The sequence below is a fragment of the Nonomuraea sp. ATR24 genome, assembly GCF_041950485.1.
Taxonomy (GTDB): Bacteria; Actinomycetota; Actinomycetes; order Streptosporangiales; family Streptosporangiaceae; genus Nonomuraea; species Nonomuraea ceibae.
In genome coordinates this window covers 81,230-99,028 of sequence record NZ_JBGNUU010000027.1, presented here as the reverse complement: position 1 = coordinate 99,028, position 17,799 = coordinate 81,230, and the positions used below count along the sequence as shown (strand labels likewise).

Sequence of the window (17,799 nt, the reverse complement as noted above, 5' to 3'; positions counted from 1 at the left end):
CACTCCGTCGGCGTGACAAAGCCGCTCATCCCCCAGCAGGCCATGGCGAGAGGCTCCACAGTGAGGACAACAACGACCGAAGCCGGTCGTCGTAGGGCTCCAGACATGCCGCAAGAGCCCGCGCCGGCTCGGGCGCCGGTGCCGGAGGCGCCCAAACCGGGCAGCGCTTTCGCGCTGCGCAACTGGCGTGTACGCACCCGCCTCATCGCCCTCATCGCCATCCCGACCATCGTCGGCGTCATCCTGGGCGCGCTGCGCATCACGACCTCGTTCAGCAGCGCCCAGGAGTACCAGCGCATCGGCGAGACGAGCGCGCTGGTGGCGCAGGTGGGCGAGCTCTCCCGCGAGCTGGCCCTCGAACGCGACCTCGCCACCCGCTTCGTCGCCCAGAACAAGCGGCAGGCCGACCTCCAGGCGCTCACCTCGCAGTACGAGATCGTGAACGTCAGCGTCAAGCGGACCGAGGAGGCCGCCACCTCGGCCGAGGCGTCGCTGTCCGACCTGGGCCGCAGGCGCCTGGCCAACATCCGCGTCCGGCTGGACCAGATCCCCTCGATGCGCGAGACGGTCACCAAGACCCAGCTGCCGCCGCTGCCGACAATGGAGAAGTACTCCGAGACCATCGCCGAGCTGCTGCAGCTCTACGACGAGGTGGCGCAGGGCTCGACCGACGAGCAGCTCACCGCGACGAGCTCGGCCATGCGCGCCGTCGCCCGCGTCCAGGAGGAGGCCTCCAAGCAGCGCGCCCTTCTGTCCATCGCGCTGATCCGCGGCGAGTTCAGCGAGCCCGGCTTCAACGCGTTCCTGGACGCCCGCGCCCGCCGCGAGAGCGAGCGGACCTCGTTCCGCGCCGTCGCCACCGCCGCCCAGCGCCAGTTCTACGACAACACCGTCACCAGCCAGGAGATCGGCCGCGCCGAGTTCTACGTGGCCAGAGCCGTCTTCCTGCACAACGGCGGCGTGCCGCTCCAGCGGCTCGACACCACCTCCAGGAACGACGTCAGGCTCTGGTTCGACGCCATCAGCGAGACCGTCGACAAGCTGCACGTGGTGCAGAAGTCGCTGTCGCAGCAGATCGCCACCCGAAGCGCCGACCTCCAGAGCGCCGACCGGCAGGCCGCCGCGATCAGCATCGGCGTCGTCGTCGCGCTGCTGCTGCTGGTCCTCGCCGTCACCGCCGTGATGGCCCGCTCGCTCGTGCGCCCGCTGCGCCGCCTGCGCGGCGACGCGCTCAAGGTCGCCGGCAACACGCTGCCCGAGCTCGTCCGCCAGCTCCGCGAGAACGAGGTCCAGCCCGAGCAACTGCACGTGCCGCCCATCGACATCGCCTCCAAGGACGAGATCGGTGAAGTCGCCCGCGCCTTCGACGAGGTCCACCGCGAAGCGGTCCGCCTGGCGGCCGAGGAGTCCCGCCTGCGCTCCAACGTCAACGCGATGTTCGTGAACCTTTCACGGCGTTCGCAGACGCTGGTCGAGCGTCAGATCACCCTGATCGACGGTCTGGAGCAGGGCGAGCAGGACGAGCAGCGGCTGGGCAACCTGTTCAAGCTCGACCACCTGGCCACCCGCATGCGCCGCAACAGCGAGAACCTGCTGGTCCTCGCCGGCCAGGACCCGCCGCGCCGGTGGAGCCAGCCGGTCAAGCTCGTCGACGTCGCCCGCGCCTCGCTGTCGGAGGTCGAGAACTACGAGCGCGTGCTCCTCCAGGTCCCCGACGGCGTCTCCGTCGCCGGCCAGGCCGTCAACGACGTCATCCACCTCATCGCCGAGCTGGTCGAGAACGCCCTGTCGTTCTCCCCGCGCGAGACCCGCGTGACCGTCTCCGGCAGCCGCATCGACGGCGGCGGCGTCATGCTGTCCATCAGCGACTCCGGCATCGGCATGACCCAGGAGGAGCTGGCCCAGGCCAACGACCGCCTGACCGACGCGCCCACCGTCGACGTGTCCGTCTCGCGGCGCATGGGCCTGTTCGTGGTCGCCAGGCTGGCCCACCGCCACGGCATCCGCGTCCAGCTCAGGCCCCAGGGCGGCGGCGGGCTCACCGCCATGGTCCTGGTGCCCGAGTCGCTGCTCGGCGCCCAGACGCCCGCCTTCGACACCCCGGCCGCCGCGGGCGCCGCCCCGGTGGCGCCCGCCCCGGTCGCCGACCGCGGCGGCCGCATGGACGCCTTCACCCCCGCCCAGCCGGCGGCGGCCGCGGCGCCCCCGTGGCAGGGCGGCTCGTTCCAGATGAGCCCCGCCCACCCCTCGTACCCGGGCGCCGACCCCACCGGGTCCTGGCCGTCCGCGCCGCAGTGGCCCTCCCAGGCCGACGGCTGGCCCTCCGACCCGCGCAGCACCAGCGGCGGCTACGACACCGCCGACGTGTGGATCCCCTCCCGCGTCCCCGGCGGCTGGGCCGGCGAAGGCGAGCCGCTGCCCAAGCGGCCCACCGAGCAGCCGGTCCCGCGCGAGTTCGACGACTGGCCCGACACCGGCGCGCAGAAGCGCAACCGCTACGACTTCCCGGAGACCGAGTCCGCCGCCACCGGGCCCATGCCCGTGGTGGGCGGCAACGCCCCCTCCGCCGGCGACGAGTTCCTGCCGATCTTCGCCTCGGTGGAGTCGGCCTGGTTCGAGCAGGGCGGCAGCGGCAGCGCCAACTGGGGCTCGTCCACGGCCGACGCCGGGTGGAGCGCCGCCCAGGCCGCCGCCGAGCCGGTGCGCGACGGGGCGACCGCCTCCGGGCTGCCCAAGCGGGTGCCCAAGGCCAACCTGGTGCCGGGCTCGGCCGACACGGCATCGGCCCCGAAGGGCGTCGTCCCGATGCCCACGGTCTCGCCCGACCGGGTACGCAGCCGCCTGTCCAGCTTCCAGCAGGGCTTCCGGGCGGCACGCGACGACATCAGCGGGGGCAGGGCATTCTCCTCTGACCCGAGGAAAGACGACAACAGGGAGGAGGGCGCGTGAACGACCTGAGTCATTCGGCGCGCGGCGTCGACTGGCTGATCACCGACTTCGTGAGCACCGTCCCCGGCGTCGCGCATGCGGTGGTGGTGTCGTCCGACGGGCTGCCGCTGGCCGCGTCGTCGGGGTTCCCGGCGGACCGGGCCGACCAGCTCGCCGCCATCGCTTCCGGCCTGGTGAGCCTGACACAGGGCGCCGCCCGGGTGTTCGAAGGCGGTGCGGTCAATCAGACCATCGTGGAGATGCAGCGGGGGCTGATGCTGATCATGGCGATCAGCGACGGCTCCTGCCTGGCCGTGCTCGCGGCCCCCGACTGCGACATGGGACTGGTGGCGTACCAGATGACATTGATGGTGGATCGCGCCGGACAGGTGCTTACCCCGGCGGTGCGCGCGGAGCTGCGCGCCAGCCAGACCAGGTGATGTAGGTGACGGACCCGAGATGGAACACCGGCGGCTGGGACCCTCAGCCGCCCCCGCAGCCGGCCTCCGACCCCGCGTCGCCGGTCCGTCCCTACGCGGTGACCGGCGGGCGCACCGCGCCCAAGCTGAAACTGGCGATGGAGGCGCTGGTGTCGTCGGCCACGGCCGAGCACCGGGAGTTCTCCCACATCACGCCGGAGTACCAGGCGATCAGTCAGCTCTGCAGGCAGGTGCGCTCGGTGGCCGAGGTCTCGGCGCTGTTGCGGATGCCGCTGGGCGTGGTCCGGGTGCTGATCGCCGACATGGCCGCCGAAGGCCTGGTCCGCGTCCACCAGCCGCAGCTGGAGGCCGGAAGGCCGGATGTCAACCTGCTTGAAAGGGTGCTCAGTGGACTTCGCAGGCTCTAGCCCCGGCCTAACCTCGACGAAGATCGTCGTGGCCGGGGGATTCGGGGTGGGCAAGACGACGTTCGTGGGGGCCGTGTCGGAGATCATGCCGCTCACGACCGAGGCCGTGATGACCGACGCCTCGGCCGGCATCGACGACCTCGGCATGACCCCGCTCAAGTCGACCACCACCGTCGCGCTCGACTTCGGCCGCGTCTCGCTCGACCGCGACCTGATCCTGTACGTGTTCGGCACGCCCGGGCAGCACCGGTTCTGGTTCATGTGGGACGACCTCGTACGGGGCGCCATCGGGGCCGTCGTGCTGGTCGACACGCGGCGGCTGGCCGACAGCTTCCCCGCGATCGACTACTTCGAGGAGGCCCAGCTCCCGTTCGTGGTCGGGATCAACGGCTGGGAGGGGCAGTACCCGCACACCGACGCGGAGGTGCGTGACGCGCTCACGCTGGCCCCGCACATCCCGCTGGTGCGGCTCGACGCCCGGTCCAAGGACTCGGTCAAGAGCACGCTCATCAACCTGGTCGAGCACGCGCTCTCGGTCCGGATGGCCGTGCCAGGCTGGAACGGCTAGCGAAGCGGATAGGCTGAGACCAGACCCACATTCGCTTTCGAGGACTGGCCAACCACGTGTTCGAGACGCTATCCGACCGGCTGACATCGGTCTTCTCCTCCCTCCGATCCAAGGGGCGACTGTCCGACGCGGACATCGACGCCACCACCCGCGAGATCCGCATCGCGCTGCTCGAGGCCGATGTCGCGCTGCCGGTGGTCAAGGCGTTCGTCGCCCAGGTGAAGGAGCGCGCCCGCGGCGCAGAGGTCTCCCAGGCGCTCAACCCGGCGCAGCAGGTCGTCAAGATCGTCAATGACGAGCTGATCGAGATCCTCGGCGGCGAGACCCGCAGGCTCCGCTACGCCAAGACGCCGCCGACGGTCATCATGCTCGCCGGCCTCCAGGGCGCCGGCAAGACCACGCTGGCCGGCAAGCTGGCCCGCTGGCTGCGCGAGCAGGGCCACGTGCCGCTGCTCGTCGCCGCCGACCTCCAGCGGCCCAACGCCGTCGGGCAGCTCCAGGTCATGGGCGAGCGCGCCCAGGTCGCCGTCTACGCCCCCGAGCCCGGCAACGGCGTCGGCGACCCGATCGCCGTGGCCCGCCAGTCGATCGACGAGGCCCGGCGCCAGCAGCACGACATCGTCATCATCGACACCGCCGGCCGCCTGGGCATCGACCAGGAGATGATGAAGCAGGCCGCCGACATCCGCGACGCGGTGCGGCCCGACGAGGTCCTGTTCGTCGTCGACGCCATGATCGGCCAGGACGCCGTCACCACGGCCCAGGCGTTCATGGAGGGCGTCGGCTTCGACGGCGTCGTGCTGACCAAGCTCGACGGCGACGCCCGAGGCGGCGCGGCCCTGTCGGTCAGGCACATCACCGGCCGGCCGATCATGTTCGCCTCCACCGGCGAGAAGCTGGAAGACTTCGACGCCTTCCACCCCGACCGGATGGCCTCCCGCATCCTCGACATGGGTGACATCCTCACCCTGATCGAGCAGGCGCAGAAGACGTTCGACGAGGAGCAGGCCGCCAAGATGGCGGGCAAGCTCACCTCGGGCGAGAACTTCACGCTCGACGACTTCCTCGAGCAGATGATGATGGTCCAGAAGATGGGCCCGATCAAGAACCTGCTCGGCATGATGCCCGGCATGGGGCAGATGCGGGACCAGCTCAACGCCATCGACGACCGTGACCTCGACCGCATCGCCGCCATCATCCGCTCGATGACGCCCGGCGAGCGGCAGGACCCGAAGATCATCAACGGCTCCCGCCGCGCCCGCATCGCCGCCGGCTCCGGCGTGACCGTCAGCGCCGTCAGCAACCTCGTCACCCGCTTCTTCGAGGCCCAGAAGATGATGAAGCGCATGGCGGGCGGCATGGGCATCCCCGGCATGCCGGGCGGCCGGGGCAAGGCACAGAAGGCTCAGAAGAAGGGCAAGAAGGGGCGCCGCGTGAGCGGTGACCCGCGCAAGGCGGCCCTCGGCAAGCAGGCCCAGGAGGCGCCCGCCGACGAGCCCAAGCCGGGCGGCGTGCTGGGCAACCTCGGCGGCAAGCTGCCTCCGGGCATGGAGCTGCCGCCGGGCTTCGACCCGTCCAAGCTCAGGCTGCCGGGCCAGAAGTAATTTTTGCCGCGCGACGCCGGTGCGGAGTGCGGGGCAGTGGCGCGCGTCTGGCACAATGGCATGTTGGAACACCGTGACCAGGCGGGTGCCCTCTCACCTCCCGCCGGCCGCGTTTGTCCCTGGAGTCGGATTCGCATCGTGCCCCACTCGATGAGGAGCCGCTCACCCGCGCTCTAATGCAGGAGAGACCACACCCGTGGCAGTCAAGATCAAGCTCAAGCGGCTCGGCATGATCCGCAACGCTCAATACCGTATCGTCGTCGCCGACAGCCGCACCAAGCGTGACGGCCGGGCGATCGAGGAGATCGGCCTGTACCACCCGAAGGAGAACCCTTCGCGCATCGAGGTCAACGCCGAGCGCGCCGCTTACTGGCTGGGAGTCGGCGCGCAGCCGACCGAGCCGGTGCTCAAGCTGCTCAAGCTCACCGGTGACTGGCAGAAGTACAAGGGCGAGCCCGCGCCGGCGCCGATGAAGGTCGCCGAGCCCGCGCCCGACCGTCAGGCCATCTACGAGGCCGCGGCCAAGGAGGCGCTGTCCGGTGGCGACACCGGCACGGCCGCCACCACGCCGAAGAAGGCCAAGAAGAAGGACGAGGCCGAGGCCCCTGCCGAGACCCCGGCCGAGGCGGAGGCCTGAGGTGCTCGAGGAGGCCCTCGAGCACCTCGTCAAGGGCATCGTCGAACATCCCGACGATGTCCGGGTCCGCGCACGCCGCATCCGCAGCGGGCGCGTCCTGGAGGTCCGGGTGCACCCCGAGGACCTGGGCAAGGTCATCGGACGCGGTGGGCGCACCGCCAAGGCGCTGCGCACCGTCGTGAACGCCCTGGCCGACGGGAAGTACGTCCGGGTCGATCTGCTCGACCTGCACGAAGCAGTCCGTTAGCGTCAGGAAATTCCCGCGCCCTCATCGGTTGCCGCCGATGGGGGCGCTCCGCGTTGGAAAGAGGTACAGGTGCAGCTGGTCGTCGGCCGGATAGGCCGCCCGCACGGCGTACGCGGCGAGGTGACCGTCGAGGTGCGCACCGACGATCCCGAGGTGCGCTTCGCCGCCGGCACGTCGATCGCCACCGACCCGCCGGGCCGGGGGCCGCTCGTCGTCGAGAGCCGCCGCTGGCACAAGGGCATGCTCCTGGTCGCCTTCGCCGGCGTCGCGGGCCGTGACGCGGCCGAGGAGCTGCGCGGCACCATGCTGGTCATCGACTCCGCCGACGTGGCTCCGACCGGCGACCCCGACGAGTTCCACGACCACCAGCTCATCGGCCTCGCGGTCGTCACCACCGGCGGCGAGCCCGTCGGCGAGGTCACCGACGTGCTCCACCACGGCCAGGACCTGCTCGTCGTTAAGCGCGCGGGCGGCGGTGACGACGCGCTCATCCCGTTCGTCAAGGCCCTGGTGCCGGAGGTGGACCCGGAGGGCGGCAGGCTGGTCGTCGACCCGCCGGAGGGCCTGCTGTGACCCGGCTCGACATCATCTCGATCTTCCCCGAGTACTTCGCGCCGCTCGACGTCTCCCTCATCGGCAAGGCGCGCGAGCGCGGCATCCTCGACGTGCGCACCCACCAGCTCCGCGACTGGGCGCACGACGTGCACAAGACCGTCGACGACACCCCGTACGGGGGCGGCCCCGGCATGGTGATGAAGCCGGAGGTCTGGGGTGAGGCGCTCGACGACGTCATCGGCGACGGGGCCCCGCGCATGATCGTGCCGACGCCGAGCGGCCGCCCCTTCACCCAGGAGCTCGCCCAGGAGCTGGCCGCCGAGCCGTGGCTGCTGTTCGCCTGCGGCCGCTACGAGGGCATCGACTCGCGCGTCATGGCCGAGTACGGCACGCGGCTGCGCGTCGACGAGGTCAGCATCGGCGACTACGTGCTCGCCGGCGGGGAGGTGGCGGTGCTGGTGATGGTGGAGGCCATCGGCCGGCTGCTGCCCGGCGTGCTCGGCAACGCCCACTCGGCCGTCGACGACTCCTTCGCGCCCGGCGCGATGCGCAACCTGCTCGAAGGCCCCGTCTACACCAAGCCGCCGGTGTGGCGCGGGCACGAGGTGCCCGCCGTGCTGCTGTCCGGCCACCACGGCAAGGTCGCCCGCTGGCGCCGTGACGAGGCGCTGCGCCGCACCGTCGCCAACCGGCCCGAGCTGGCGGCGGCGATCGACCCCGCGACGCTCGACAAGCACGACCGGCGGCTGCTCGACGAGCTGTCGTTTCGCCTCCCGCCGGAAGATGTGGCACACTGAAGCGTTGCCAATCGTCAGGTGGTTGGTCAGCCATGCCCGGGAAAGCGTTCCCGGGTCCACCAGATCAGCAAGCGTGTCCGCCACGAGCCCAGGCCGGGTGGACCTCCGCGTGCTCGCGAGACTTGAGGAACAGCTCTCATGCACACGAAGATCCAGGAGCTCGAGAAGGCGACCCTGCGCAGCGACGTGCCGGACTTCCGTCCCGGTGACACGCTCGAGGTTCACGTCCGAGTCGTCGAAGGCAACCGCTCCCGCGTCCAGGTCTTCAAGGGGTTCGTGCTGCGCCGTCAGGGCAGCGGCGCCCGCGAGACCTTCACCGTCCGCAAGGTGAGCTACAGCGTCGGCGTCGAGCGCACCTTCCCGGTGCACAGCCCGGTCATCGAGAAGATCGTCCTCGTGACCCGTGGCGACGTCCGCCGTGCCAAGCTCTACTACATGCGCGACCTGCGCGGCAAGGCCGCCCGCATCCGCGAGAAGCGTGAGAGCACGCCCGCGAAGTAAGCATGCTTTCCCCGAATGGCCCGCACCGAGGTGCGGGCCATTCGGTTTTGCGGGGCCCTTTCCTTTATGTGGAGCGACTCGTGAGCGGTGTAACGTCGGTCGAGGCTTGTCGGGCCGGGACATCATCTAGGCTCGTCAGCAATGACTAGCGAGAGCCAGGAGCACGGCGCGCCGCGCCGCCCTGTCGAGGACGAGGTGGACGTGGTCGCCGAAGACACTCAGAAGCCGGCAAAAGACGGGAAGAAAGAGAAGAAGAAGGGGTCGTTCTGGAAAGAACTTCCCGTTCTGGTCGTCGTGGCGCTGGCGCTGGCGCTGATCATCAAGACCTTCGTCATCCAGGCCTTCTACATCCCGTCCGAGTCGATGGAGAACACGCTCCTCACCAACGACCGGGTGCTGGTCAACAAGCTCGTCTACCACACGCGCGACATCGAGCGCGGCGACGTGGTCGTCTTCTCCGGCGTCGACTCCTGGGACGGCGAGTTCCAGTTCGAGGAGCCGGCCAACCCCGTCGCGGGCTTCTTCCGCTGGGTCGGCACCGCGTTCGGCGTGGTCCCCGGCGAGAAGGACTACATCAAGCGCGTCATCGGCGTCGGCGGCGACCACGTCAAGTGCTGCGACTCCCAGCAGCGCATCACCGTCAACGGCGTGGCGATCGACGAGAGCGCCTACCTCTATCCGGGCAACCTGCCCTCGCGGGAGCCGTTCGACATCACGGTGCCGCCCAACCGCCTGTGGGTGATGGGCGACCACCGCCAGGTCTCGCTGGACTCGCGCTCCCACACGGGCGACCCCGGCGGCGGGTCCATCCCCGAGAGCCAGGTCATCGGCCGCGCCTTCGTGATCGTCTGGCCGTTCTCCCGCGCGACCACGATTCCGATCCCCGACACGTTCGCCCAGCCCGCGCTCCAGGCGCTGAGCGGGTCAGCCCCGCTGGTCGCCGGATTCGCGCTGGCCGTACCCTTGGTCGTGGTCCGTCGGCGCTGGCTGGTGAAGAGGCGATGACGGCCGTCACCGAGAAGGCAGAGGGCGTGGAGAAGAAGAAAAAGGGCGGCTTCCGCGAGACGATCTACCTGCTGGTGCTGGGCGTCGGGATCGCGCTGGTGCTCCAGGCGTTCGTGATCGGGTCGTTCTACATCCCCTCGGAGTCGATGGAGAACACCCTCAAGATCAACGACCGGGTGTTCGTCAACAAGCTCGCCGGCGCTCCCGGGCGGGGCGACATCATCGTCTTCAAGGGCTGGAACGGCGAGGACACGATCAAGCGCGTCATCGGCGTGGCCGGCGACCGGGTCGTGTGCTGCGACTCCAGGAAGCGCCTGACGATCAACGGCAAGGCGCTGGACGAGCCCTACCTCTTCCCCGACGACTTCCCCTCCGACGAGAAGTTCGACATCACGGTGCCCAAGGGCAAGCTGTGGCTGATGGGCGACCACCGCAGCGCCTCGGCCGACTCGCGCAGCCACATGGAGGAGCCGGGCAAGGGGTTCATCCCGGTCGACGACGTGATCGGCACCGCCGTGGTGCGCTACTGGCCGCTGTCGAGAGGGACGATCTTCACCACTCCCGACAGCTTCGCGAAGATCGAGTAGCTTCGGTCGCGGTATGCGGCGAATGGGGCGTACGCTTCGTGTGTCATGACAGTTGCGTTCCGCCCTCGACCGAGCGTCGTCCGGCGTGATTCCGGAATCTACGCCTACGAGCGGGCGCTCGCCCGGCGCGGCCTCACCCCCATCGCGGGGGTCGACGAGGCCGGCCGCGGGGCCTGCGCGGGCCCGCTCGTGGTCGCCGCGGTCATCCTGCGCAAGGAGATCAACGGCCTGGGCGACTCCAAGCTGCTCTCGGCGCCCGTACGTGAGCGCCTCTACGAGCGGATCGTCGACACCGCCCACGTGGGCGTCGTCGTCATCCCTCCCGGCGAGATCGACGCGCGCGGCCTGCACAAGTGCAATGTGTCGGGCATGCGGCGGGCGGTCGCGCGGCTGTCCTGCGACCCTGGGTACATCCTGACGGACGGATTCCCGGTGCCGGGCCTGCCGGCGCCGTCGCTCGCCGTGTGGAAGGGGGATCAGGTGGCCGCCTGTGTGGCGGCCGCGTCGATCGTGGCCAAAGTGACGAGGGATCGGTTGATGGTCGCGCTGGACGACGATTATCCGCTGTACGGTTTCGCCGAGCACAAGGGGTATGTGACACCACAACACCGCCTCGCACTGGGGGCGCACGGCCCGTGTCCGCACCACCGTTACTCGTTCGTCACGGTGGCCAGGGAGATGGGCGAGAATGAAATGGGGGCCGGCGTTGCCTAGCCGGGCACACCGGGGGACCGGTACGACAGGAGGACCGCGATGAGCGCAGAGGATCTCGAGAAGTACGAAACCGAGATGGAGCTGCAGCTTTACCGCGAATACCGCGATGTCGTCGGGTTGTTTACGTATGTGGTGGAGACGGAGCGGCGCTTCTATCTGACCAACTCGGTCGACCTGGAAGTCCGCACGGCGGAGAACGGCGATGTGTTCTTCGACGTCAAGATGCAGGACGCCTGGGTCTGGGACATGTACCGACCGGCGCGCTTCGTGAAGAATGTCCGGGTGGTGACGTTCAAGGATGTGAACGTCGAGGAATTGGCCAAGGCCGACCTGGAAATGCCGAAGGAGGGCTTCTCGGGCTGACCGCTTCCGGGGCTGATCACTCCTGAGCCGACCGCTTCCGGGGCTGACCGCTTCCGGGCTGGTGGTTTCCTGGAGCTGGTCGTTTCCTGCAACTGATCGTTTCCGGGGACTGGCCGTTTCCTGGAGCTGGTCATTCCGGGGGCTGGTCGTTTCCGAGAGGCTGGTCGTTTCCGGCGGGCTGGTGGCGGCGCGTGCGCGCACGCGTTCGTCCACAGGCCCGGCCCCGATTCCCCGCACTTATCCCCAGAACCCCGTTCGGCCGCTGCCGGCCCCGCCTCCATGAGCGAAAGTCGCTTCCCGGAGGTGCCATATGGCCGCGAAGAACGACCTGGGCAGGCACGGCGAGCGACTGGCCGCCGACTACCTGCGCTCCCAGGGCATGACCATCATCGACCGCAACTGGCGCTGCCGCCGGGGCGAGATCGACATCATCGCCGAGGACGGCGCCACGCTCGTCGTGGTCGAGGTCAAGACCCGATCGAGCAGATCCCACGGCACGGCGCTCGAGTCCGTCCGCCCCGCGAAGGTGGCCAGGCTGCGCGCCCTGGCCGCCACCTGGCTCGCCGCCCAGCCCCAGCCCTACGCGACCGTGCGGGTCGACGTGATCGCGCTGGAGCGCTTCGCCGGCGACTACTCCCTGCGTCACGTGCGGGGGGTGAGCTAGATGGCGGTCGCGTCCACCCGCAGCGTCGCCCTCGTCGGCGTCACCGGCAGCACCGTCGAGGTGGAGGCCGACGTCGGCAGCGGGCTGGCGGGCATGCACCTCATCGGCCTGCCCGACACTGCGCTGAGCGAGGCCCGCGAGCGCGTCCGGTCGGCCATGGTCAACAGCCACTACGCCTGGCCCGACGCCCGCATCACCGTCAGCCTCTTCCCGGCCAGCCTGCCCAAACGCGGCAGTCAGTTCGACCTGGCCATAGCCGTGGCCATCCTGGGCGCCGCCGGGCTGGTGCCCGCCCAGCGGGTCGCGGACATGTTCTTCCTCGGCGAGCTCGGCCTCGATGGGCGGCTGAGGCCGGTGCGCGGCGTGCTTCCGTCGGTTCTGGGCGCCGCCGGGGACGGGGCCGCCACCGTGGTCGTCCCCGCCGCCAACGCGGCCGAGGCGGCCCTGGTGCCGGGCGTGCGGGTGGTCCCGGTCGCCGACCTGCGCCGGCTCGTCGAATGGCTGCGCCGAGGCGACCCCCCACCCGCCATCCCGGCCCCTGCCGCAGCCCCCGCTATGGACCCTGCCGTGGCGCCCGCTTCAGGCTCCGCTGTGGCGTCCGCTGCAAGCCTCGCATCGGGCCTCGCTTCGAGCACGGCTTCGAGCCCCGCTCCAGGCCCGACTTCGAGCCCCGCTCCAGGCCCGACTTCGGGGTCCGCTTCGGGCCGCGCTTCGACGTCCGCCGAGGCTGCCGGACCTGCCGTTCAGGCGCCCGCCGCCCGCTCCGACCTGGACCTGTCGGACGTGGTCGGCCAGCCGATGGCCAGACGCGCCCTGGAAGTCTGCGCCGCGGGCAACCACAACCTCTGGATGCTCGGCCCACCCGGCACCGGCAAGACCCTGCTGGCCGAACGCCTCCCGACCCTGCTGCCCGACCTGGAGCTCGACCACGCGCTCGAAGTGACGGCCATCCACTCGGTCGCGGGCGTCCTACCGCCCAACAGCCCCATGGTCAGCCGCCCGCCCTTCGTCAACCCCCACCACACCGCCTCCGCCGCGGCCGTCATCGGCGGCGGCAGCACGGTTGTGCGCCCCGGCGCGATCTCCCTCGCCCACCGGGGCGTGTTGTTCATGGACGAAGCCCCGGAGTTCCCGCGCCACGTCCTCGACTCGCTCCGCCAGCCGCTGGAGTCGGGCCAGGTCACGGTGGCGAGATCGGCGGGCTCGGTCACATTCCCGGCCCGCTTCATCCTGGTGCTGGCCGCCAACCCCTGCCCCTGTGCCCAGCCCCAGGACCAGGGTGAGAGCTGCCACTGCTCGCCCACGGTCCGGCGCCGCTACCTGGGCAGGCTCTCGGGCCCGCTGCTCGACCGCATCGACATGAAGGTCACCGTGGCTCGCTCCAGCAGGCGCGAGCTCCTGGCCGACCGGCAGTTCGTCGAGTCCAGCCGCACGGTCGCCCAGCGCGTCCTGCTGGCCCGTGAGCGCGCCGCCAAGCGCTTCGCCGACACCCCCTGGCGCACCAACGCCGAGATCCCCTCGTCGTCTCTGCACGCCGACTACCGTCCGGCGGACGCCGCCATGCGCCCCATCACGAGCTGCCTCGACTCCGGCACCCTCAGCGCGCGCGGCCTCGACCGCGTCATCCGCGTCGCCTGGACCCTCGCCGACCTGGCCGGCAAGGACCGCCCCGACGAGGACGAGACCTCCGCAGCCCTGGCGCTGTGGCTCGGCCTGACCCCCTGACCCGCCCCTTCCCCCACTCGTCCGCCTTCCGTCTCCAGGAGAAGACCCCCGTGCACACCCCCGACCACGAGGCCCGTGCCGCCCTCATGCGCGCCGCCGACGCCGGCGACACCGCGATGGGCCGCCTGGTCTCCCACTACGGCGCCGTCCGGACCGCCGAAGCCGTACGCGCCCAGCGCCTCCCCGACCCCGGCGACCCCCTCCCGGCCGACGGGGACCACCCCCGAGACCACTCCGGAGACCACTCCCGAGACCGCCCGGGAGACCACCCCGGGGACCTGAGCCACCGCCTTGCCACCTGGCACACCCGCCTGGCCACCTGGCACGCCCGCTTGACCGCCGCCGACCCCGCGGCGGACCTCGCCGCCGGCCACCAGGCCGGAGCCAGGCTCGTCATCCCCGGAGACCCGGAGTGGCCCACCCAGCTCGACCAACTCGGCCCCGGCCGCCCGCTCGGCCTGTGGCTCCACGGCAACGCCGACCTCCGCTTCTCCTGCCTCAGATCGGCGGCCGTCGTCGGCGCCCGAGCCGCCACCCCCTACGGCGCCCACGTCGCCGCCCAGTTCGGCATCGGCCTGAGCGAGTCAGGCTGGACCGTCATCTCGGGCGGCGCGATTGGCATCGACGCCGCCGCCCACCGAGGCGCCCTCGCCGCCGACTCCCCGACGGTCGTCGTCCTGGCCTGCGGCGTGGACATCCCCTACCCGGCCGAACACCAGCCCCTCTTCGCCGCCGCCCGCGACCAGGGCGTCCTGGTCAGCGAGTGCCCGCCGGGCGTCCACCCCACCCGCGCCCGCTTCCTCATCCGCAACCGCCTGATCGCCGCACTCTCCCGGGGCACGGCCGTCATCGAAGCCGCCCTGCGCAGCGGCGCGCTCAACACCGCAACCCACGCCCTCACCCTCGACCGCCACCTGGCCGTCGTCCCCGGCCCCATCACCTCGGCCCAGTCCGCGGGCTGCCACCGCCTCCTCAGAGAGCAGAAGGCGGTCTGCGTGACCTCCCCCGAAGAGCTCATCGAGCTCGTCGGCACGATCGGCGACGACCTCGCCCCGCCCCAGCGCGCTCCGGCCCTACCCAGAGACGCCCTGTCACTCCAGACCCGCGCCGTCCTGGACGCCATCCCTTCGCGAGGCGGCGCCGGCCCGGCGACCATCGCCGTGGCCGCGGGCGTCCCCCTCAACACCGCCCTGAGCGCCCTGGGCTCTCTAGCGGCCGCCGGCTACGTCGAACGCGTCCCAAAGGGCTGGCGCATCCGCAAAGCCCCCTCGCCCGTCTACCCCAAAGCCACCCCCACCGCCGTCGACCAGCCCACGCCCCCTTCGGAACAGCACGCCGTCCCTTCCGAGCACCACGCTTCCGAGCACCACGCTTCCGAGCACCACGCTTCCGAGCACCACGCTTGGGGGCACCACGCTTCGGGGCAGCGCGCTTCCGAGCAGCGCGCTGCCTCGCCGAGGCCGCCCGGGGCGCCTCAAGAGCAGGGAGCCATCTCTACAGGGCCGTCTAGCGTCCCTTCCGGACAGCCCGCTGTCTCACCGGAATCGCCCAGAGTGCCTCCCGAGCAGCGCGCCGCCCCACCCAGCGTTCCGTCGGAACGAGACGCTGCGCCATCGGAGCCGCCCGCTGGATCAGCTCAACCACCCGCTCACCCGCCCGGAACGCCCGGATCGCCCGTCCCTTCGGACCGCCCACTGCTCGACGCCTCCGCCACACCCGAGCGAACCTCTCCTCCTCGCCCGGCTTTGCCCGAGGGACGGCCCACTCTCATCCCCTCACCCCGCACCGGCTCTCCGGCGCTCACGCCCCCGCCCAACGCCAGCTCGCAAGAGGACGAGACGCCGCTCCCCTCATCGACGCCCGCGTCGCAGCCCTGTCACCCGGAGAATCAGATGATCCCGTCACCCCGCCCGGAGCCGCCATGATCGACGTTCGCCGTACGTCGAGCGCGTCGCTTCCCGTGCGGCGTCCCGTATCCCCGAGCAGGGATGCATTCGTCAATCGGCGCGCATCCACCTCCGGTGCCGCCGGCTCGCGCTCTTGACGACCCGGGCCGCGGAGTCGCCGGACGGCCAGATCTGCAGGAGGTAGCGATCGGGTGCCTGCTCCTCGTAATAATCGCAGTGGCTCTCGTCCAAACCATGAACGTGATACCGCAAACGATACTGACCAGGACCGGAGGGAAGGGGCGGGAGCGCGTAAATCTCCTCGTCTCCCCACTCATGAAGCGAAACGCTCCCCGTCGCCGAGGTGAACCCAATCTCCACGATGTCCTCGTACGCGTCCAAGTCCGGATCAGGCTCGAACGGCGTCACTTGAACGTCGAACCGCACCTTGCCGTAGTGCGTGCCGATGGTCAGCAAGGCGGTGCCTTCCATCACGCTGATGACCCCGAGAGGTTGCCCTTCATCGTCCTGACCTAAGCGCTCGGGAATGTCCGTCTCGTCATAGTCGTCGAGCAGGTACGCCTGGCCGTAATCGACACCGAGGGCGATGGTCATGGTGTGAGCGCTGGGCTGGAATTCCGTCATGAGCCGTGATCGTAAAGCTCAACGCAGACATTCTGACTGGCGCTGGGACCGGCCATTTCGACACGGCAACTGAATGTCTCCGCCCTGTCGCCCGCTCGGAATCCGCCGCCTACCGTACGGGCTGCCTTCTGTGCAGGCTGCTTCCGTGCGGCGCGTTTGCGTGCGGGGCACCCTCCGCGCGGGCCGTTTCCGTGCGGCGCGTTTGCGTGCGGGCCGCTTCCGGGTGGGCTTCTCCACGCGGGCCGGTTTCCACGCGGGCCGGCTTCCGTGTGGACGGGCTTCCACGCGAACGGGCTTCCGTGTGGACCGGTTTCGCGGGGGTGTCGCCTAATGTCGGCTTCAGGTATGGGCGGCCTTCGGCAGGGCGGGGCCGGGGGTAGGGCTGGCCTCCTTGCAAGCCGGGGGTGTGCGGGAATGTGTCCGCATCCGGCGAGGGGGACTCTGGGCGTAGCTCCGGTTGTCCTCCAGGAGGTGCCGTGTCCGCTGTTCTTGGTGCGCTGCTTCGCCGGGTGGCGCGGTGGCATCGGCCGTTGATGCTGATGGTCGCCGCGATGCTGTTGCTGCTGGTCGTCTCGGCGGTTGGGCTTGTGGTCGACGGCCGGGTGCTTCTGGGGGCTCCCGTGTGGCTCAAGCCGTTCAAGTTCGCGGTGTCGATGGCCGTTTACGGGACCACGCTGGCCTGGATGCTGTCTCTGCCTCATCGGGGCAGCAAATGGACCTCTGGGCTGGCCACGGTTTTCGCCGTCACCGGGTTCGTCGACACCGCCATCGTTGCGACCCAGGCTGCTCGGGGCACCTTCAGCCATTTCAACAAGTCCACCGATTCGGCCGAGAGGGTCATGCAGGTCATCTTCGGCAACGGGGTGCTTCTGATCATGCTGGCCAACATCGCGCTCGCGGTCATTCTGGCCGTACAGCGCGTCCATGCCGATCGTGCGATGAGCCGGGCGATTCACGCGGGGCTCACGCTGGCCGTCGTCGGCATGGCGCTGGGCTTTCTCATCCCCATGCAGGGGAAGGCGGAGATCGCGCTGACCACCGGGGGCGAGCGGGTGCTGTTGAGCAGCGGGCACAGCGTGGGCGTGCCCGACGGCGGCCCCGGCCTTCCTTTGACGGAGTGGAGCACCACGGGTGGTGACCTGCGGATTCCTCATTTCGTCGGATTGCATGGGCTTCAGGTCATGTTGATCGGCGCCCTGCTGCTGGCTGCTCTGGCGGCTCGCTACCCGCTCTTACGTGACGACCGGACTCGTGCTCGGCTGATCGGCGTGGCCGCCGTCGGCTACACCGGCCTGATCGCCTTGCTCACCTGGCAGGCGCTGCGTGCTCAGCCCTTGATCCGGCCTGACGTCCTGACGTTGGCTGCCGGCGCTCTTCTGACGGCGCTCACTGCTGTTGCGGCTGCTGTGGTGCTGGTAGCGGCCGGGCGTGCCTCGCATGGCGGGGAAGGGCGTGCCTCGGCTGTCGGCTGACTTTCGGAAGGGCTCTGCACCGGCCGCTGGTCCTGTCGCCGCCTCGCCGCGCTC

19 protein-coding genes are annotated in these 17,799 nt (G+C 70.4%); 18 read left to right on the top strand and 1 reads right to left on the bottom strand.

The window, feature by feature from the left end; all coding sequences use genetic code 11:
* Positions 1–105: 105 nt before the first annotated feature.
* The 17 genes from ACBI99_RS40535 to dprA all read left to right on the top strand — a co-directional run bounded on the left by ACBI99_RS40535 (position 106) and on the right by dprA (position 15,667).
* Complete coding sequence (locus ACBI99_RS40535) at positions 106–2,949, top strand: nitrate- and nitrite sensing domain-containing protein (RefSeq protein WP_219512042.1); 2,844 nt, start codon at positions 106–108, stop codon at positions 2,947–2,949.
* Positions 2,946–3,368 carry a roadblock/LC7 domain-containing protein gene (locus ACBI99_RS40530; RefSeq protein ID WP_219512032.1) on the top strand — a complete coding sequence of 141 codons (423 nt, stop codon included), beginning with the start codon at positions 2,946–2,948 and terminating at the stop codon, positions 3,366–3,368. The genes ACBI99_RS40535 and ACBI99_RS40530 overlap by 4 nt, the downstream gene beginning before the upstream one ends.
* A 5-nt stretch (positions 3,369–3,373) precedes the next feature.
* The gene (locus ACBI99_RS40525; RefSeq protein WP_219512024.1) at positions 3,374–3,775 is read left to right on the top strand and encodes a DUF742 domain-containing protein; all 402 of its coding nucleotides are present in this window, start codon (positions 3,374–3,376) and stop codon (positions 3,773–3,775) included.
* Positions 3,729–4,343 carry an ATP/GTP-binding protein gene (locus ACBI99_RS40520; protein ID WP_219512022.1) on the top strand — a complete coding sequence of 205 codons (615 nt, stop codon included), beginning with the start codon at positions 3,729–3,731 and terminating at the stop codon, positions 4,341–4,343. Before ACBI99_RS40525 ends, ACBI99_RS40520 begins: the two co-directional genes overlap by 47 nt.
* 56 nt (positions 4,344–4,399) lie before the next feature.
* Positions 4,400–5,947 (top strand): signal recognition particle protein, encoded by a 1,548-nt coding sequence (ffh, locus tag ACBI99_RS40515; RefSeq protein ID WP_219512020.1) that lies wholly within the window; start codon positions 4,400–4,402, stop codon positions 5,945–5,947.
* 196 nt (positions 5,948–6,143) lie between these two features.
* Positions 6,144–6,584 carry a 30S ribosomal protein S16 gene (gene rpsP, locus ACBI99_RS40510; RefSeq protein WP_219512013.1) on the top strand — a complete coding sequence of 147 codons (441 nt, stop codon included), beginning with the start codon at positions 6,144–6,146 and terminating at the stop codon, positions 6,582–6,584.
* A 1-nt stretch (position 6,585) separates the two neighbouring features.
* Positions 6,586–6,831 carry an RNA-binding protein gene (locus tag ACBI99_RS40505; protein WP_043634919.1) on the top strand — a complete coding sequence of 82 codons (246 nt, stop codon included), beginning with the start codon at positions 6,586–6,588 and terminating at the stop codon, positions 6,829–6,831.
* Positions 6,832–6,900: 69 nt separating this feature from the next.
* Positions 6,901–7,404, top strand: a complete 504-nt coding sequence (gene rimM, locus ACBI99_RS40500; RefSeq protein WP_357590456.1) for a ribosome maturation factor RimM — start codon at positions 6,901–6,903, stop codon at positions 7,402–7,404.
* Positions 7,401–8,183, top strand: coding sequence for a tRNA (guanosine(37)-N1)-methyltransferase TrmD (trmD, locus tag ACBI99_RS40495; protein ID WP_219511995.1), 783 nt, complete (start codon positions 7,401–7,403; stop codon positions 8,181–8,183). Before rimM ends, trmD begins: the two co-directional genes overlap by 4 nt.
* Before the next feature lie 138 nt (positions 8,184–8,321).
* Entirely contained in the window at positions 8,322–8,684 is a 363-nt protein-coding gene (gene rplS, locus ACBI99_RS40490; protein ID WP_219511985.1) for a 50S ribosomal protein L19, read from the top strand.
* 141 nt (positions 8,685–8,825) lie between these two features.
* Complete coding sequence (lepB, locus tag ACBI99_RS40485; RefSeq protein ID WP_219511964.1) at positions 8,826–9,689, top strand: signal peptidase I; 864 nt, start codon at positions 8,826–8,828, stop codon at positions 9,687–9,689.
* Positions 9,686–10,276 (top strand): signal peptidase I, encoded by a 591-nt coding sequence (gene lepB / locus ACBI99_RS40480; protein WP_375074882.1) that lies wholly within the window; start codon positions 9,686–9,688, stop codon positions 10,274–10,276. Before lepB (ACBI99_RS40485) ends, lepB (ACBI99_RS40480) begins: the two co-directional genes overlap by 4 nt.
* A gap of 45 nt (positions 10,277–10,321) precedes the next feature.
* Entirely contained in the window at positions 10,322–10,990 is a 669-nt protein-coding gene (locus ACBI99_RS40475) for a ribonuclease HII (protein WP_375074881.1), read from the top strand.
* Between the two features lie 39 nt (positions 10,991–11,029).
* A complete protein-coding gene (locus ACBI99_RS40470; protein WP_219511909.1) occupies positions 11,030–11,353 on the top strand; it encodes a DUF2469 domain-containing protein in 324 nt (107 codons plus the stop codon).
* 310 nt (positions 11,354–11,663) lie between these two features.
* Positions 11,664–12,017, top strand: coding sequence for a YraN family protein (locus tag ACBI99_RS40465; RefSeq protein ID WP_219511891.1), 354 nt, complete (start codon positions 11,664–11,666; stop codon positions 12,015–12,017).
* Positions 12,018–13,742, top strand: coding sequence for a YifB family Mg chelatase-like AAA ATPase (locus tag ACBI99_RS40460; RefSeq protein ID WP_375074880.1), 1,725 nt, complete (start codon positions 12,018–12,020; stop codon positions 13,740–13,742).
* Positions 13,743–13,792: 50 nt separating this feature from the next.
* Complete coding sequence (gene dprA, locus ACBI99_RS40455) at positions 13,793–15,667, top strand: DNA-processing protein DprA (RefSeq protein WP_375074879.1); 1,875 nt, start codon at positions 13,793–13,795, stop codon at positions 15,665–15,667.
* Positions 15,668–15,739: 72 nt separating this feature from the next.
* Here dprA and ACBI99_RS40450 read toward each other — a convergent pair whose 3' ends face one another.
* Positions 15,740–16,273: a hypothetical protein gene (locus ACBI99_RS40450; RefSeq protein ID WP_375074878.1), complete on the bottom strand. Its 534-nt coding sequence runs from the start codon at positions 16,271–16,273 to the stop codon at positions 15,740–15,742.
* 476 nt (positions 16,274–16,749) lie between these two features.
* On the opposite strand from ACBI99_RS40450, the gene ACBI99_RS40445 reads away from it, so the two are divergent.
* The gene (locus tag ACBI99_RS40445; protein WP_375074877.1) at positions 16,750–17,745 is read left to right on the top strand and encodes a hypothetical protein; all 996 of its coding nucleotides are present in this window, start codon (positions 16,750–16,752) and stop codon (positions 17,743–17,745) included.
* The last annotated feature ends 54 nt before the right edge of the window (positions 17,746–17,799 follow it).

Coding starts and splice junctions, on each gene's coding strand:
- ACBI99_RS40535 (WP_219512042.1), top strand. CDS start 106: ATGCCGCAAGAGCCCGCGCCGGCTCGGGCGCCGGTGCCGGAGGCGCCC.
- ACBI99_RS40520 (WP_219512022.1), top strand. CDS start 3,729: ATGTCAACCTGCTTGAAAGGGTGCTCAGTGGACTTCGCAGGCTCTAGC.
- rplS (WP_219511985.1), top strand. CDS start 8,322: ATGCACACGAAGATCCAGGAGCTCGAGAAGGCGACCCTGCGCAGCGAC.
- lepB (WP_219511964.1), top strand. CDS start 8,826: ATGACTAGCGAGAGCCAGGAGCACGGCGCGCCGCGCCGCCCTGTCGAG.
- lepB (WP_375074882.1), top strand. CDS start 9,686: ATGACGGCCGTCACCGAGAAGGCAGAGGGCGTGGAGAAGAAGAAAAAG.
- ACBI99_RS40475 (WP_375074881.1), top strand. CDS start 10,322: ATGACAGTTGCGTTCCGCCCTCGACCGAGCGTCGTCCGGCGTGATTCC.
- ACBI99_RS40470 (WP_219511909.1), top strand. CDS start 11,030: ATGAGCGCAGAGGATCTCGAGAAGTACGAAACCGAGATGGAGCTGCAG.
- ACBI99_RS40465 (WP_219511891.1), top strand. CDS start 11,664: ATGGCCGCGAAGAACGACCTGGGCAGGCACGGCGAGCGACTGGCCGCC.
- ACBI99_RS40460 (WP_375074880.1), top strand. CDS start 12,018: ATGGCGGTCGCGTCCACCCGCAGCGTCGCCCTCGTCGGCGTCACCGGC.
- ACBI99_RS40450 (WP_375074878.1), bottom strand. CDS start 16,273: ATGACGGAATTCCAGCCCAGCGCTCACACCATGACCATCGCCCTCGGT.